The sequence below is a fragment of the Streptomyces amritsarensis genome (genome assembly GCF_001953875.1).
Classification (GTDB): domain Bacteria; phylum Actinomycetota; class Actinomycetes; order Streptomycetales; family Streptomycetaceae; genus Streptomyces; species Streptomyces amritsarensis.
In genome coordinates this window covers 1-15,192 of sequence record NZ_MQUR01000035.1, presented here as the reverse complement: position 1 = coordinate 15,192, position 15,192 = coordinate 1, and the positions used below count along the sequence as shown (strand labels likewise).

Sequence of the window (15,192 nt, the reverse complement as noted above, 5' to 3'; positions counted from 1 at the left end):
CCGTAGGAGGGCTTGGCGGTGGGGGGCCAGCAGGGCTTCCCCACCCGGACTGGAAGGAAGATAGCACCGGGCGGGGGTACGTCTGTGCGGTGTCCGTGGACTGGCTGTGCTGCGCTTCGCCGTGGCCTGCGCGCTCTGATGGCCGGCGGCGTTGATGGGGATCCGTCGCCTGTGAGGCGTGGTCAGGGGCGCGGGCGCAGGGCTCCGAGGGTGACGGCGACGAGTCGGTCGACCGCGGCTTGGGAGGGGAGGGCGGAGGCGGCGGTGAGGGCGTGCAGGCAGTAGGCGGCGAGTTCGGCGGGCGGTACGTCGTCGCGCAGGTCCGCGCTGTGGGCGCCTTCGGTGATGAGGGCTGTCAGCAGGCCGGTCAGGTGCTGTTCGGCGTGGCTGACGTGTTCGCTCTGGTGGAGGAGGGCGGCCAGTTCTCCGCCGTGGCGCTGCCGGGCGAGGTCGGCGTAGGCGGTCGCGACGGCCGTGGGGCACGCGCCGTGACGGTGTTCGGGCCGCGGCTGCGCAAGGCGGCGCTGACCGCGCACGTGACCGCCTCGTTGGGCTGGTTCGGCTCCGTGGCGGCCTTCCTCGCCCTGGCCCTGGCCGGGCTGACGAGTTCCTCCCCGGAAACGGTGCGGGCGGCGTACGTGGCGATGGAGGTGGTGGGGTGGTTCGTGATCGTGCCGCTGAGCATCGCCACGCTGGTGACGGGCGTGGTGCAGTCGCTCGGCACGGTGTGGGGGTTGATGCGTCACTACTGGGTGATCGCGAAGCTGCTGATCACCGTCGTGGCCACCGTGCTGCTGCTGGTGCACATGCAGCCCGTCGGACATCTGGCCGACGCCGCCCGGGCCGCCCTGGTCGGTGGGGAGCTTGAAGGCATGCGGATCCAGCTGGTGGCCGATGCCGGGGCCGCGATCGTGGTCCTGCTGACGGCGGCCGGGCTGTCGGTGTTCAAGCCCCGCGGGATGACCCGCTATGGGATCCGGCGCCGCCGGCGCGAGCAGGGCCCGGGGATGCCGGCGTCGGTCTGAAGCCGCGCACGAGGAAGTCCGCCGGGCATCGGCGGCCCTTCCTCGTGGGCTGGGGTCAGCTGCTGACCCGCCCGGTGCCGGCGGCGGGCTCCCGGGCTGCGGCGGAGGCCGGGGACCCCGCTTTCCCTTCAATCGGCGGGGCGCCGGCGGCGGCTGCGACGGGGCCTGGCTGCTGGTCGTCAGCCGAGGGCTCCGAGGAGGTCGTCGCACGCCTGCCGGCAGGAGCGGCAGGCCTGCGCGCAGATGCGGCAGTGCTCGTGCATGTCGGCGTGGCGGGAGCACTCCTCCGCGCAGGCCTTGCAGGCGGCGGCACAGGCGGTGAGGATCACGGCCGCGATGTGGGCGTTGTAGCCGGTGTGGCGGGAGAGGACCGCGGCGGTGGCGGTGCAGATGTCGGCGCAGTCCATGTCGGTGCGGATGCACTTGGCGAGGTCGCCGACCATGCCCTCGGAGAGGCAGGCGTCCGCGCACGCGGTACACGCCTGCGCGCAGGCGATGCACTCCTCGATGCAGCGGGTCAGCTTGGCCTGGTCGATGTCCCCGAGGTCGGCGGGGTAGGTGGCGAGCATGTCCTTGACGGTGCTGGACATCGCGGCAGCCCCCTTCGCGCCGCGCGGGCCGGCGCGGCCGGGATGGCCTCGCCTGGGGCAGCCCGGCGTGTGCGGCTCACCACCAGCGTGGCGCGCGAAGCCGTCCGGGGCACCCCGGGAGGAGGGAGCCCCGGACGGCGGGCGGCGGGTGCGGGGAGGTTCGGTAGTGGGCGCGGACCACCGTGTGGCCCTGGTCGCGGCCGATCAGACCGGTGGCGGCGCGCCGTGGGGGCCGCTACTCGGCGGCCTTGGGGCAGGTCACCTTCGCGAACTTGGAGGTGACGGTGTAGGTGTCGTTGGGGATGCCGGTGAACTCGAAGAACCCGTCCTGGATGGTTCGGGTGGTGTCCACGACGGTGCCGGAGGAGTTCTTCAACGTGACCGTCTCCGCCACCGGGAATCCCCTGCCGGACACTCCGTAGGTCGCTCCCGGGCCCTTGGTCACGGTGCACTTGATCGCGGCCTCCTCGTCCGACACCCACTTCGGGCAGATCGCCCGGACCCGACGTCCCGCGGCGCTGTAGGTGTCGTTCGGCAGCCCGGTGACTTCGAAGAAGCCTCCTGTGATGGCTGTGGTCGTGCGCACCGTGGTGCCTTGGGAGTTCTTCACGGTGACGCGTTCGCCGGGCCTGAACCCTTCGCCCGACACGCCGAACGTGTTGTTGGGGCCTTCCGAGAGGAAGCAGGTGGCGCCGGGTGCGGCCCGTTCGGCTGCGTCGGCCGCGTGCACGGTGACGGTGGTCCATCCGCTGAACGCCACAGCAGCCACGACCGCGGTGGACAGGGTCTTTCGCATGAGATGTCCCTTCCCTCGGCTGAAGGCAGCCGCTTCGCCCGACGAGGGCCCCGCCCGCGCACGTCTGTCGTGCCTCGCGCAGGGGTGTCGGCGGTGGGGTGGAGGTGTCTTCTCGGCGGCAGGCCTCAGCGCCGGCGGGAATGCCCGGTCCCGGTTCCGGCCGGTTGCGGTTGCGGTGTCGGCGTCTTCGGCCCGGCCCCGGCGTCGGCCTCGGTGAAAGGAGGCGGAGTCGGCGGCGGCCTGTGGGGGTCTGTGGTCGTCCACACCCCCGGGGGCCTGCCCGTTCCCCACTATTCCACCGGGCGGAGCGGGCCGCATGTGGGCGTGGTCGGCGGCGCCGGGGCGGGCAGGCCGGCCCGCTGGGCGGCCTGTCGGGGGTCTGTTGGCGGGGGCGCCTTCAGGGGCGCGCCGCCTGTCCTGCGTACTGGCGGCACTCGCCGGTGAAGACGGCGGCGATCTCGTCGTCGAGCAGGGGGGCCACGAGCCGGGCCATCGCCGCTCCCGCGGCGCCCTCGGGCTCGCGGTAGACCTGGAGGGCGAGTCCCTCCATGACGGCGGCGAGGCGTACGGCAGCGGGTAGCGGGTCGAGGTCCTCCTCGACCTCGCCGCACTCCTTGCCGTTGTGGACGGCGCGGGCGATGTCCTCGCGCAGTTTCCGTGCGGTCTCGGTGTCGACCTCGGCGAGGGCGGGGGCGTCCAGGGCGCGGCCGGCGAACGCGCGGGCCACGCGGTACTCGGTGCGGCGGGCCTGGTCCAGGGGGATGTACTCGGTCATCACCTCTGCCATGACCCGTGCGATGGGCCGGCGGTGCGCGACGCCGTCCCTGATGCGCGCCTCGACGCGGGCGCGGATGTGGGCGGAGATCTCACGGAAGGCGTGGAGCAGCATCTCGTCCTTGGTGCGGAAGTAGTGCTGCACCAGGCCGACGGACATGCCCGCTGTGGCGGCCGTGCGCGCGACGGTGACGGCGTCGAGCCCGTCCTCGGAGATCAACTGGCTGACGGCGGCGGCGATCTGACGGCGGCGCTGTTCGTGGTCGGCGGTTCTCGGCACTTGATAACCGTACCAGCGTACGGTTATAACCGTATCCCCATACGGTTATCCGGCCGTGTCCTACGGAAGGACGAGCTCCCCATGCCCAGCCTGCTCCGACGCGCCACCGCGGCGGCAACCTCCCTCCTGCTCGCCCTGCTTCCCTCGGGCGAGGCGCCGGCAGCGACGCACCCGCCCGTCCCGGCGGACCGCTTCGCGGCGATGGACGCCTACGTGCGCGAGCGCATGGAGGCCACCGGCACACCCGGACTCGCCTACGCCGTGGTGGCAGCGCAGGGGCCGATCCACGTCCGCGCCTGGGGAGTGGACGGGCACGGCGAACGCGTCACGGCCCACACCCCCTTCCTGTGGGGCTCGGTCGCCAAACCGATCGCCGCGAGCGCCGTGATGACCCTCGTGCAGGACGGGCGGCTGCGACTCGAGGACCCGGTCGTCGACCGCCTGCCGGCCTTTCGCTTCGGCGGCGAGGGCCACGCCTCGCGGGTCACCGTCCGCCACCTGCTCCAGCAGACCGCCGGCCTTCCCGAATCGGCCACCTTCAAGGTGGCCGACTGCGTCGAGGCCGACTGCCCGGGCGCGGGGGAGCGCCTCGCCGCACTGGACGGCGTACGGCCCCTCGGGCCGCCCGGCACCACGTACGCGTACAGCAGCGCCAACTACCTCGTCCTGGCCGCCGTGGTCGAGTCCGTGACCGGCCGGCCCTTCGCCGACCAGCTCAGGGACGGCGTCCTGCGCCCGGCCGGCATGCACAGGGCGATCGCCGACCGGGCGTCCGCCCGCGAGCGCAACCTCCCGCCCGGGCACCAGCTCCTGTGGGGCGTACCGTCCGCGATCGCGGACGGTGTGGACGACGACGGCGCCGCCTACGGCTACACCGGCGGGGACCTGAACGACCTCGCGGCTTTCGCCTCCCTGCAGCTGCGGTCCGGGAGGGCCGGCAACGGCACGACCGTCCTGGCCCCGGAGTCCGTCCGCCTCATGCGCGAACCGGGCCGTCTCCAGCCGTCCGGCGCCGAGACCGGATACGGACTCGGCTGGCGCGTCGGCGGTCTTCCAGCCCCTCTCGACACCGCGATCTGGCACACCGGCGCCACCCCCGGCTACTCGGCGATGCTCTTCCTCCTGCCGGAGCGGAACCTCGCCCTCGTCCTCCAGCAGAATCTCCACGGCCTCCTCCACGACGGGGCGGTCATGCAGGTCGGCCTGGGCGCCGCCCGCATCCTCGCCGGAGGCACCGCCCCCGCCGACGCCCCCTCGGCCGCGCCCTACCACGCCACCGTCTGGAGCCTCACCGCCCTGGCGCTGGTCCTCCTCGCCGCGGCCTTGCACTCGGCCCGCCTGCTCCGCCGACGGCCCGTCCCCCGCCGCATCGCCCCTACCGTCCTGTGGTGTCTGGCCGGCGGCCTGCCCTGGGCCGCCATGGCGGCCGCCCTCGCTCTCGTCGGCCCCCGGGCCCTGTGGACCTGGACACCCGACGCGTTCATCGCCCTGTGCGCGGCAGTTGCCGCCGGGACCGCCACGGTCGCCCTGCAGCTCGCCGCCGCGTACACCGGCAGGCGCACCGCAGTGGCGCGTTAGCCGGCCCCCGCTGTTCGGCGGCCGCCGCCCGGGGGGCGAAACCGGCGGCATGCTTCGCATCGGCCGGCTCCCGGTCCCGCCTGCCGCCACCGCGTTCGCGCGGCACCCGCTAGCCGCGCCGCCGTCTGCCGTCTGCCGTCTTGCGGAGGTCCCCTGCCGTGCACGGCATGCCTCGTCCGGCTGGGGGGCGTCTTCGCCGTCGCCTCCTCGCGGCGCCGGCGGCCGGTCTTCCGGCAGGGCCGCACGGGTAGCTTTCGACCCCGTTGGGCCGATGCGGCTCGGCGCGGCGGGCACACCGCCGCGCGGACCGGCCGAGTATGGCCACCACCCGTACCTCGCTGCAGTACGCCACAGTCCGGAGTGAAGTCATATGATCCGTTTCTTCTTCGTCCTGCCGGCCGCCGTCGCCATGACCGGGGCACTCGCCGCCCCCGCGAACGCCGTGGCAGCCGACCCGAGGCCGATCACCTCCCCCTACGTCCAGGCCGCGGCCGACGTCTCCGGCTCCGGGGCGTTGCTGCGGGCGAAGAACATCGACTGGGTACGGCACGTCAACACCGGCCGGTACTGCGTGAACGTCAGCGAGCAGGTGAATCTCGCGTTCAGCGTGGTCCACGTGGAACTGCCCAACTCCAACCGCCGCAGCTTCAGCACCACGCCCAACGCCGTCTGCGGCCCGGACTCGGTCACCGTCTACACCTACGACCTCAACGGCAACTACGTGGACAACCCGTTCACCGTCACCGTCTTCTGACCCCGCGCCCGCCGGACCGGTCCCGCCGCGCCTCCGCTCAGGACAGCCGGACCGGCTGCCGCGCGGCCCTCGACGTGCTCCGCCGCGTACCTGCCCGGACCGGTCCGGGACACCCGAGTCCCCCGGCGATACTCGTGTCGTCGGCGTCTGCGCCGAATCGTGGGGCTCAATGGTGCAGGTGAACGAGTCACCGGACGATGCCCACCAGGTACCCGATGGGGTCAGTGAGAAGACCGTCGCCGCGCTGGGCGCCCTGTCCAAGGCCCTGGAGACGACCGAACGGGCCCGAGGGCACCTGTACGGGTTCCACCAGCTGACGGGCACCGCCGATTTCCAGCTGGACGACGCCGTCCGGCTGCTGCGGGAAGCGGGACACGAGTCGCAGGCGCGCCTGGTGGAGCAGGAGATCCTCGGGCGGAACGTCATCCCGGGGCACTGGACCTTCCAGATCGTCGAGGCGTACAACGACACCTACTACCGGCCTTTCGCCGCGATCGAGCAGGCGATCGTCGCCGAGCTGGGCCGAGGCCGCGACCACTTGCACGAGGCTCGCCTGAAGGAGCGCCGGCGCACGCCCGGCCACCCCGATCACAGCCCTTGACGTCCGCTCCCGGCCCCAAGGGGGCGGGGATGCGGCGCTCGCGCGCACCCCGTCTCCCGGCGGACGGCGGCACGTCGTACTCCGGGGTCATCGGCGTGGTGTGAGGCTCTGTTCGGTCCAGATGGTTTTGCCGTGATCGTCGTAGCGCACGCCCCAGTCGTCGGCGAGCTCGCCGACGATGAAGAGGCCGCGGCCGCCCTCGTCGGCCGGACCGGCGTGGCGCAGGTGGGGGGCGGCGACGCCGGCGTCGCGGAGTTCGCAGGCGAGTGTGCGGTCGTGGAGGAGTCGCAGCTCCAGAGGGGGTTTGCCGTAGCGGACGGCGTTGGTGACCAACTCGCTGACGATGAGTTCGGTGTTGAGGGCGGTCTGCTCGGGCACGTTCCACGCGGTGAGCTGCCGGCGTACGTGGTGCCGGGCGGTCGCCGCGGCCGTGGGTGCGGCCTGGAGCTGCCAGGTGGCGACGTTCTCGGCGGGGAAGGCACGGGTCCGGGCGAGCAGGATCGCGGCGGGCGTGGTGCGGCTCTCGGGAGGAAGCGCGTAGAGGACGTCGTCGCGCAGGTCGGCCAGCGGCCGGCCGTCGGTGTTCGGGGAGCGGCCGAGCACGTCCAGGGCGGGGACGGGGAGGGTGGACAGGACGACGAGGCTCTCGTCGGGGACGTCGAAGGTGGAGGCGGCGAAGGGGGTGCGCTCGGGGCCGCCCAGCGGGGAGCCGGAGGTGGGTTGCAGTGCGCGGGCGCGGCCGTCCGGCGGGATCAGGGTGAGGGCCGGGGAGCCGGCGCCGACGACGGTGAGGGTCCTGTTCAGCGGGTCGTGCACGGCGTACGCGCAGGTGGCTGTGAGTACCTGCTGGTGGAGGGGGTCGGAGGGGGGAAGGCCGGCGCGCTCGGCGGCCAGGGAGGCGACGGTGCCGTGCAGCCGCGCCAGGAGTTCGTCGGGTGGCAGGTCGAAGGCGGTCAGGGAGCGGATGGCGGTGCGCAGCTGTCCCATGGCGGTGGCGGTGTGGATGCCGCTGCCGGCGACGGTGCCCACGACCAGTGCGGTGCGGGCTCCGGACAGGGCGATGGTGTCGTACCACTGGCCGACCCCTTCGGCGGGTACGAGGAGGTGCTCCGTCTCCAGTGCCGTGCGTGAGAGGGGGCGGCGGGGCAGCAGGTGGCGTTGGACCGTCGCGGCGATGGCGTGTTCCCGGGTGTAGCGGCGGGCGTTGTCGATGCACAGGGCGGTGTGGTCGGCGAGTTGGAGGACGAGGTCGGCGTCGGGTGCGTCGTAGCGGACCGGCTGTCGCGTGCGGTAGAGGCTGATCAGGCCCAGTACGGTGCCCCGGACGGCCAGCGGGGCGGTGATGAGGGTGTGTGCTCCCGACCGGCGGATCGCCTCGGTCCGGTCCGGGTCGGCTCCGACCCATGGCAGGTCGCCGTCCAGCGCCACCACCCGGGGGCGCAGGTCGGCGAGCGCCTGGGTGTACGGGGTGGGGGCGGGGAGGCTGCGTACGTCGCCCAGCAGGTGGGCCTGCGGCTCGTGGGCTCCGGCGTCGCCGCTGCTGCGGAACGCGGCCCGGCGCAGGGGGACGCCCGGCGCGAGGGGGGACGGGCGGGGCTCCTCTCCCCGCACGACGGCGTCCACCACTTCGACGACCGCGACATCGGCGAAAGCCGGGACGAGGGTGTCCACCAGTTCCTGGCAGGTGGCGACCACGTCGAGGGACCGTCCGACCTCCCGGCGTACGGCGTCCAGGACCGCCGTGCGGGCCCGCCCCCTCTCCCGCTCGCTGACGTCCACCGCGATCAGCGCGACGCCCAGGACCTGTCCGAGGGGTGCCTGGAGGCGGAAGGCGGAGATCTCGTAGAAGTTGCGGCGCCCGGGGTCGGTCGCGGGGTGGGCCTGCACGACGTGCCCGACCACGGGGTGGCCGCTGTCCAGCACCCCCCGGACGAGGGACGCGGCGGCGGCCGCGTCCTGGAGAAGGGGAAGGTAGACCTCCTCGAAGCGGCGTCCGACCACGTCCTGCATCCGCACGTGCCGCATGGCAGGGGTGGCAGCGTTGATCCGTACGATCCGCAGGTCGGTGTCCAACACGTGCAGACCCACGGGGGACTGGCCGAAGAGGGCCTCCAGCAACGCCGCCTCCGGGCCGTCCACAGCACTGGTCGAGTCACCCCGGCCCATCGCCACCACCCTCTGTCGCCGCGGGTCCGCCGCCGGTGGCGCCGTCCCGGGCACCCGACCGTTCACGCTCGTCCCCACATGTAGACCAGCCCGTCAGCACGGGCCGCCGCGCCACGCCGAGGGCCCCTCTGCCCCGGGTGCTGTTTCCTGCGACGCCACGGTGGTGACGGGGCCGCCGGGGTCCGGCACCGACTCGTGGTCCGTGGTGCTCTCCGTGGCCGGCACGGAGGCGGCCGGTGCCCCGGCCGGGGCAATCTGTGGTCACGGCGATCGGCCCGGCAGCAGACCGGGCCGGTCGTGACCGACGATCGAGGGAGTGGACCATGGCCGGCACCGCCAGCAGCACGTACGAGGGGTTCAGCGTCGAGGAGCGGGCCGCGATGAAGGCGCACGCCCTGGAGCAGAAGAAGGCCGCGCGCCGCGGCTCGGCCGCGCAGAAGGCGGCCGAGGCGGAGCGGGACGTGCTGGCGAAGATCGCCGAGATGCAGGAGTCGGACCGGGTCATGGCCGAGCGCGTCCATGCCGTCGTCACCGCCAACGCCCCGGTCCTCGCGCCGAAGCTCTGGTACGGGATGCCCGCCTACGCGCTGGACGGCAAGGTCGTCTGCTTCTTCCAGAGCGCGGAGAAGTTCAAGGCGCGCTACGCGACGCTCGGCTTCAGCGATGTGGCGGCGCTGGACGACGGTCCGATGTGGGCGGCCGGTTTCGCGCTGGCCGAGGTGACGGACGAGGTGGAGGCGCGGATCGCCGAGCTCGTGAAGCGGGCGGTGTGAGACGCGCCGGTCCGGCCGGATGCCGGTCGCCGGTCCGGCCAGGGGTCGGACCGGTATCCGCGGCCGCCGCCGCGCTCGTTCGCCGGTGCCGGCCGTGCCTGGGCGCGGCTACCGGACGGCCATCGGGGCGAGACCGAGGCCGGTGAGGGCACGGGCGCCGCGGGCGGTGTGCTCGCCGCCCGCGAGGACCAGCGTCCGTGCCGACTGGTAGCGGCAGCCGGCGGCGTCGAACGCGGCGGCGGTGGCGAGGAGTTGCGGGGTGTCGGCGTCCAGCAGTGCCGTCGCGCGTGCCACGAGGGCGGTGGCGACAGGGTTGCCGGCCACGGCGGTCCGGGCTTCGGCCAGGCGGGCGGCGGCGTCGGGGGCCCCGGCGAGCACGGAGGCCTCGGCGCGTAGTGCCACGTACCAGTGGAGCCAGATCCAGGTGGTCCACTGCCGTACCTGTGCGGGTTCGGGGGCCGTCCGTTCCAGGGCTGCCTGGGGCCGCCCCTGGTGGAGCATGAGGATGGCGTCGAAGACCGCCCCGTATCCGAGGGTGTTCCACGGGGAGGGGTCGACGTGTGTGAGCAGCGTGTTCCAGTCCCGGCGGGCTTCGGGGTCCTCGCGCAGTCCGTGGATCGTCGCCATCGCCGCCGCGGGCGGGCCGAGGACGGCGCGGGCGGGGCGGCCGGCCCGCTGCCAGGCGTCGCGGAACCGCAGGCCGGTGGTGAGGGCCTGCTCGGCGTCGCCCGCCAGGGTCTCGGCGACGAGGAGCCGGCCCGTGGCGCGGTGGCCGACCTCGGCCAGCTGCGGATGGTCCGCGAGTCGCCGTGCCCAGTGGCGGGCGCCGGGCAGGTCCCCCACCCCGAGGGCGGCTTCGGTGGCCTCGCCGAGCGCCTCGATCAGCTCGTGGGTGGCGGCCGGGCCGCCCGAGGCGTACGGGGCGTACGGGCCGGCCGGGACGTACAGGCCGGACGGGCCGGCCGGGGCGGATGAGAGCAGCTCGACCCGGCGCCGCGCCGTCGCCGCTGCCGCGAACGCGTCCCCGGCCCAGCTCAGCGCGCCGGCGAGGGTGTCGAGCGCGGCGGACTGTGCGAGCGGGTCGCCGTCGAGGCGGGCGAGTTCGACGGCTCGTTCGGCGGACGCGACGGCTTCCCGGGCGGTCGGGCCGGTGGGGCCGCTCGCCGCGTGTGGCGTTGGGGAGGCAGGGGTGTCGCAGGGGGGCGTTTCGCGGGGGGCGTCGGCCGCCGCGGTGTGGGCGGTTGCGATCGCGCGGGTGAGGGCTCGTCCGGCTTCGGCCAGGGCGAGCGCGGCCCGGGCGGAGGGGTCGGCGCCGGCCAGTTCCCGCGCCTGGGCGATGAGCGCGTCGGCCTCCTGCGGCGGGAGGTCGCGGACGAACTTGCTGGAGAACCGGTAGGCGTTGCTGGCGGCGGCCGCCAGGTCGCGGGCGGCCGCGGCGGTGTCGCCCGCCCGGCGGGCGGCGTCCGCGGCCGCCCGGCCCAGGCGGTGCATGTCGTCGCCGTGCAGGCGGCAGGCGGCCACGGCTGCGGCGTGCCGGAGCATCGCCGCCGTGTCGGCGGGGGTGTCCGCGAGTGCGGCGGCCTGTTCGTACCGCTGCTGGGACTCTGCGATCAGGTGACGGGTGAAGGCCAGTTCGGCCAGGGCGCGGGCGAGGCGGTGGGCGTCCGCGCGCTGCTCCGGCCGGTGCTCCGCCCATGCCAGGGCGGCGCGCAGTTCGTCGGCCGCCCGGTCGAACCGGGCCCGCCAGTCCGTTGCCGGCAGCGCCAGTTCGGCGCTTCGGGCCAGGCACCAGTTCAGGTGCCGGGCGCGGGTGTCGTGGAGTTCGCCGGCCTCGGTGAGGCGGTCGGCCCCGTATTGGCGCAGCGTTTCCAGCGCCCGGTAGCGGGTGCCGTCCGGGGAGAACGTGACGGCCAGCAGGCTCTGTTCGGCGAGTCGGGCCAGCCCGTCGGCGACGCTCGCCGCGTCGAAGCCGGTGACCTCTGCCGCCGCCGGGGCGGTGAACGGTGTCACGAACACCGACACCTGGCGCAGCAGCGCCCGGTCGGCCGGGTCCAGCAGGTCGTGGCTCCAGTCCAGCGCCGCCCGCACCGAGCGGTGCCGGTCCTGTGCGCGGGAGCCTCCGGTGAGCATGCGCAGCGGGTGGGCCAGGGCGGCGGTGATGCCGTCGAGTCCGAGGGTGGGGTACCGGGCGGCGGCCAGCTCGATCGCCAGTGCCATGCCGTCGAGGCGTTCGCAGATTTCGGCGACCTGGCCGTGCTGGGCGGGATCCAGGGGCCGGCCCATCGACGTGGCCCTGTCGATGAACAACCTGACCGCGTCCGAGCCGCCGTCGCCGCTGCCGCTGGCGTCGCCGCCGGCGTCGCCGGCCGGTGGCAGGGACAGCGCGGGGACCGGGTACACCCGCTCGAAGGGCACCATCAGGCGGGACCGGCTGGTCACCAGCACCCGTATGCGGGGGCAGGCGGCCAACAGGTGTTCGAGGAACAGTGCCGCCCCGTCCACGACGTGTTCGCAGTTGTCCAGCACCAGCAGGGCGTGGCGGTCGGCGAGGGCGGCGGCCACCGACTCGGCCATGTCGTGGCCCAGTTGCTCGCCGAGGCCGAGCGCCTCGGCGACCGCGGTGGCGACCATGGCGGGATCGGTGACCGGGACGAGGTCGACGAACCACACCCCGTCGGTGAACGCGTCGGCGGCGTCGGAGGCCACGGCCAGCGCGAGCCGGGTCTTGCCGACCCCGCCGGGGCCGAGGGCGGTCACCTGCCGGTGCTCCTCGAGCATCGCGGTCAGCGCGGCCCGCTCGCCCGCCCGGCCGATGAACGGGGTCAGACGAATCGGCAGTGCCGGTGCCGGGCGCCGCCGGTCGGTGCGCGTCCGGTCGGACGCGCGCCGGGCCAGCGCCCGCCGGTCGGGGACCTCCAACTTGCGCAGCAGGGAGGAGACATGGGTCTCCACCGTGCGCACCGAGATGTACAGCCGTGCCCCGATCTCCGCGTTGCTGAGGTGGTCTCCGACCAGCTCCAGCACCTCGGCCTCGCGGGGCGAGATGTTCGCTGCTTCTCCCATGGCCTCATTGTGTCGCACACCCGTCCGCGCTCCGGCTCCGTGCTCGTCTCCGTGGTCGCCACGGATGCCGGCCGCCCGTGCCGGGCGGGACGCTGTGACGGCACACGCAACGGGTCGGCTGCGGCCCATGACCTCAAGGGAGTGCCATGTCCGGCTCGTCCACGTCGGGAATCAGGACCGTGCTCCACCCGGTGTCCGATCTGGGGAGGGCGAAGGGGGTGTTCGCGGCCCTGCTCGGTGTGCCGCCGAGCAACGACTCGCCCTACTACGTCGGTTTCGAGGCCGGGGGGCAGCATGTCGGGCTGGTGCCGGGCGGCGGACCGCAGGCGATGACGTCGCCGGTGGCCTACTGGCAGGTGGCGGACATCCGGGCGGCGCTGGCCGCGGCGGCCGCGGCGGGCGCGCGCGTGACCGAGTCCGCGCACGACGTCGGCGGCGGTCGGCTGGTGGCCACGGTGGCCGACCCCGACGGCAACGTCGTCGGCCTGCTCCAGGACGGGGCGGGCGCCACCCCCCGCTCCCGCGCCCGGCGCCGTCTGGACACCGAGCACCGGCTCGCCCACGACGTCGACGTCTGGGTGGCGACCGCGTCCGCCGACGGCGCACCGTACCTGGTGCCGCTGTCCTTCGACTGGGACGGCCGGGTCCTGCGGGTGGCCACCCCTGCGGACAGCCCCACCGGCAGGAACCTGGCCGCTGCCGGGACCGTCCGCCTCGCGCTCGGTCCCACCCGGGACGTCACCATGATCGACGGCACCGTGGAGGTCCTCGACATCGACGCCCTCCCGCAGGAACGCGGTGACCGCTTCGCCGCACGCACCGGCTTCGACCCGCGTGCGCTCACCACGCTCTACCGCTGGTTCCACATCACCCCGCACCGCATCCAGGCCTGGCGCGAGGAGGACGAGCTGGCCGACCGCGAACTGATGCGGGAGGGCCGCTGGCTCGTCTGACGGACGCCCGGCTCGTCCGACGGACGCCCGCCGCTTCCTGCCCGGTCCGCGGCGCGGTCCCACCGGCCGCCCGGCGGTCCGTGGGCCGGGCGGTCCGTGGGCCGGGCTCAGGGCAAGGTGAAGAGGACCTTGTCCTCGTCCGCGGCGGGGTTCGCCCGCTTGAGCGTGACCCTGACGCTGGATCCGAGCTGGAGGTCCAGGCCGTTGTCCGAGACGACCTTGGCCAGCACGGCGGGGTCGGCCAGGAACACCTTGCCCTCGTGCGGCCTGCCCCGCTCCGCGTCGGTGTCGATGACCGCGGCGTCGAACACCTGGCCCACGCGGTCCTTGAGCATCGCGGCCTCGGCCAGGTCCACGGTCTGCCGGTCCGCCAGGGCGCTCTTGCCCCGTGCCATGTCGCAGGGGATGCAGGACAGGGCGTCGAGCACCCAGTTCGGCGGGGCCTTGTCCGCGCACGCTGCCACGCACAGCTCACCGGTGTACCGGTCGACCAGGCGTCGCAGCGGCGCCGTGCAATGGGCGTAGGGGGCCGCGATCGCCGCGTGCATGGTGTGCTCCGGCGTCCGGTGGTCGCGGAAGACGGTGTACTGCGCCTTGAGCATCGTGCCGGTGGCCTCGCTGAGGAAGGCCATGTGCCGCTGGTTGCGGGGGTCGAGCTTGCGGACCAGCGTGGCGTAGGAGATGCCGGGCCGCCAGACGATGCCCAGGGCCTCCGCGAGGCCGTGCAGGCGCTTGACCACGTTCTGATCGGCCTGCTCCCTCTGGGTCCGCAGGATGCCGGTACCGGTGTCGAGCATGATCTGGGCCGCGGACATGCCGGTCATGAGGGAGATCTGCTCGTTCCAGCCCTCGACCGGCGGCGCCGCCGCGTAGTGCAGCCGCAGCGATCCGTTCTCGTCGAGGGTGACCTCCTGGTCCGGCAGGTTCACCGAGATGCCGCCGCGTGCGATCTCGACGGCCTCCCGCAGCTCGCCGATCTCGCGCAGCAGGGTGAGGGGCTCCGCCGCGGTGCCGTTGTCGATGGCCTGCTGGGCGCCGGCGTAGTCGTAGCGGTTCTGGCTGCGGACCATGGCCCGGCTCACGGACGAGTCGGTCAGGTTGCCGTGGGCGTCGAGGTCGTGCTGCCACAGCAGGGCGGGGCGGTCCTGGTGCGGCAGGAGGCTGGCGGCGCCCTCGGAGAGGACGGGCGGGTGCAGGGGCACCTTGAGGTCGGGGAAGTACAGCGTCTCGACGCGGTCGTGGGCCTCGGTGTCCAGAGGGCTGCCCGCTCTGACGAAGGCCGCCACGTCCGCGATGGCGTAGTACACGCGGTAGCCGCCGCCGGGCCGCCGTTCCAGGTGCATGGCCTGGTCGAGGTCCTTCGAGGTCGGCGGGTCGATCGTGAAGAACGGCAGGTGGGTGGCGTCCTTGTGGTTCAGCTGCGGTTGGGTCGCCGCCTTTTCGGCCGCTTTGAGTACGCGCTTGGGGAAGCTCAGGGGGACCTTCAGCTCCGCGCGGAGCTCCACCAGCGCGGAGTGCAGGGCTTCCTGGGCCTCGTCAGACATGTGCATCGGGCGGCGTCGCATGCCCTGAGCGTAGGGCGGTGGCCGCCGGCCGGCGCGCAGGCGGGTCCGGGCGGCGCAGCGGCGCCATCGGATGGCGGGATACATCGCGGTGCGTCGCGGTGTGTGTGTGTGTGTGTGTGGGGGCGTCGGGGGGTGTCGCGGTGCGTGGGGGTGCGTCGGGGTGTCTCGCCGGCGTGGCCGAGCCGCCGTCCGCCGGCGGCGCGGCGGGCACGGCGGCCGGCGGCGTCGGCGCCGGGGGGGGGGGCCTCAGCCCCGGCCGATGAGGGCGAGGCCC

The 15,192-nt window shown here is 74.1% G+C and carries 13 protein-coding genes and 1 pseudogene; 7 read left to right on the top strand and 7 right to left on the bottom strand.

Annotated elements, in window-relative coordinates:
* Positions 1-182: 182 nt before the first annotated feature.
* Complete coding sequence (locus AVW11_RS16785) at positions 183-536, bottom strand: hypothetical protein (protein ID WP_076044458.1); 354 nt, start codon at positions 534-536, stop codon at positions 183-185.
* Here AVW11_RS16785 and AVW11_RS16780 point away from each other — a divergent pair, their 5' ends adjacent.
* Positions 537-1,025: a hypothetical protein gene (locus tag AVW11_RS16780; protein ID WP_240528194.1), complete on the top strand. Its 489-nt coding sequence runs from the start codon at positions 537-539 to the stop codon at positions 1,023-1,025.
* Positions 1,026-1,204: 179 nt separating this feature from the next.
* On the opposite strand, the gene AVW11_RS16775 is transcribed toward AVW11_RS16780, so the two are convergent.
* The 3 genes from AVW11_RS16775 to AVW11_RS16765 all read right to left on the bottom strand — a co-directional run bounded on the left by AVW11_RS16775 (position 1,205) and on the right by AVW11_RS16765 (position 3,465).
* A complete protein-coding gene (locus tag AVW11_RS16775; protein WP_030852710.1) occupies positions 1,205-1,615 on the bottom strand; it encodes a four-helix bundle copper-binding protein in 411 nt (136 codons plus the stop codon).
* A gap of 235 nt (positions 1,616-1,850) precedes the next feature.
* Positions 1,851-2,411 (bottom strand): hypothetical protein, encoded by a 561-nt coding sequence (locus tag AVW11_RS16770; RefSeq protein WP_030852708.1) that lies wholly within the window; start codon positions 2,409-2,411, stop codon positions 1,851-1,853.
* A 397-nt stretch (positions 2,412-2,808) separates the two neighbouring features.
* Positions 2,809-3,465 (bottom strand): TetR/AcrR family transcriptional regulator, encoded by a 657-nt coding sequence (locus AVW11_RS16765; RefSeq protein ID WP_076044454.1) that lies wholly within the window; start codon positions 3,463-3,465, stop codon positions 2,809-2,811.
* Between the two features lie 81 nt (positions 3,466-3,546).
* Here AVW11_RS16765 and AVW11_RS16760 point away from each other — a divergent pair, with 81 nt between their 5' ends.
* The 3 genes from AVW11_RS16760 to AVW11_RS16750 all read left to right on the top strand — a co-directional run bounded on the left by AVW11_RS16760 (position 3,547) and on the right by AVW11_RS16750 (position 6,398).
* Positions 3,547-5,043, top strand: a complete 1,497-nt coding sequence (locus AVW11_RS16760; protein ID WP_076044452.1) for a serine hydrolase domain-containing protein — start codon at positions 3,547-3,549, stop codon at positions 5,041-5,043.
* A gap of 370 nt (positions 5,044-5,413) precedes the next feature.
* A complete protein-coding gene (locus tag AVW11_RS16755) occupies positions 5,414-5,797 on the top strand; it encodes a hypothetical protein (RefSeq protein WP_060180782.1) in 384 nt (127 codons plus the stop codon).
* Positions 5,798-5,966: 169 nt separating this feature from the next.
* Positions 5,967-6,398, top strand: a complete 432-nt coding sequence (locus AVW11_RS16750; RefSeq protein WP_030852702.1) for a hypothetical protein — start codon at positions 5,967-5,969, stop codon at positions 6,396-6,398.
* An 87-nt stretch (positions 6,399-6,485) separates the two neighbouring features.
* On the opposite strand, the gene AVW11_RS16745 is transcribed toward AVW11_RS16750, so the two are convergent.
* The gene (locus tag AVW11_RS16745; RefSeq protein WP_076044450.1) at positions 6,486-8,564 is read right to left on the bottom strand and encodes a SpoIIE family protein phosphatase; all 2,079 of its coding nucleotides are present in this window, start codon (positions 8,562-8,564) and stop codon (positions 6,486-6,488) included.
* A 323-nt stretch (positions 8,565-8,887) separates the two neighbouring features.
* On the opposite strand from AVW11_RS16745, the gene AVW11_RS16740 reads away from it, so the two are divergent.
* Complete coding sequence (locus AVW11_RS16740; RefSeq protein ID WP_076044448.1) at positions 8,888-9,337, top strand: iron chaperone; 450 nt, start codon at positions 8,888-8,890, stop codon at positions 9,335-9,337.
* A 108-nt stretch (positions 9,338-9,445) separates the two neighbouring features.
* On the opposite strand, the gene AVW11_RS38980 is transcribed toward AVW11_RS16740, so the two are convergent.
* Complete coding sequence (locus AVW11_RS38980) at positions 9,446-12,400, bottom strand: ATP-binding protein (protein WP_076044446.1); 2,955 nt, start codon at positions 12,398-12,400, stop codon at positions 9,446-9,448.
* A 146-nt stretch (positions 12,401-12,546) separates the two neighbouring features.
* Here AVW11_RS38980 and AVW11_RS38020 point away from each other — a divergent pair.
* Positions 12,547-12,897 (top strand): annotated as a pseudogene (locus AVW11_RS38020) (VOC family protein); the annotation flags it as partial.
* On the top strand, positions 12,886-13,353 hold the full coding sequence (locus AVW11_RS16730) for a pyridoxamine 5'-phosphate oxidase family protein (protein ID WP_076044530.1): 468 nt from the start codon (positions 12,886-12,888) through the stop codon (positions 13,351-13,353). The pseudogene AVW11_RS38020 and the gene AVW11_RS16730, both read left to right, overlap by 12 nt.
* Positions 13,354-13,460: 107 nt before the next feature.
* Here AVW11_RS16730 and AVW11_RS16725 read toward each other — a convergent pair whose 3' ends face one another.
* Positions 13,461-14,918 (bottom strand): RNB domain-containing ribonuclease, encoded by a 1,458-nt coding sequence (locus AVW11_RS16725; RefSeq protein WP_030852687.1) that lies wholly within the window; start codon positions 14,916-14,918, stop codon positions 13,461-13,463.
* Between the last annotated feature and the right edge of the window lie 274 nt (positions 14,919-15,192).

What these genes read in the sequence shown, in the direction of transcription:
- AVW11_RS16725 (WP_030852687.1), bottom strand. Translation starts at nt 14,918, where the DNA reads ATGCGACGCCGCCCGATGCACATGTCTGACGAGGCCCAGGAAGCCCTG.
- AVW11_RS16740 (WP_076044448.1), top strand. Translation starts at nt 8,888, where the DNA reads ATGGCCGGCACCGCCAGCAGCACGTACGAGGGGTTCAGCGTCGAGGAG.
- AVW11_RS16750 (WP_030852702.1), top strand. Translation starts at nt 5,967, where the DNA reads ATGGTGCAGGTGAACGAGTCACCGGACGATGCCCACCAGGTACCCGAT.
- AVW11_RS38980 (WP_076044446.1), bottom strand. Translation starts at nt 12,400, where the DNA reads ATGGGAGAAGCAGCGAACATCTCGCCCCGCGAGGCCGAGGTGCTGGAG.
- AVW11_RS16760 (WP_076044452.1), top strand. Translation starts at nt 3,547, where the DNA reads ATGCCCAGCCTGCTCCGACGCGCCACCGCGGCGGCAACCTCCCTCCTG.
- AVW11_RS16745 (WP_076044450.1), bottom strand. Translation starts at nt 8,564, where the DNA reads ATGGGCCGGGGTGACTCGACCAGTGCTGTGGACGGCCCGGAGGCGGCG.
- AVW11_RS16775 (WP_030852710.1), bottom strand. Translation starts at nt 1,615, where the DNA reads ATGTCCAGCACCGTCAAGGACATGCTCGCCACCTACCCCGCCGACCTC.
- AVW11_RS16755 (WP_060180782.1), top strand. Translation starts at nt 5,414, where the DNA reads ATGATCCGTTTCTTCTTCGTCCTGCCGGCCGCCGTCGCCATGACCGGG.
- AVW11_RS16770 (WP_030852708.1), bottom strand. Translation starts at nt 2,411, where the DNA reads ATGCGAAAGACCCTGTCCACCGCGGTCGTGGCTGCTGTGGCGTTCAGC.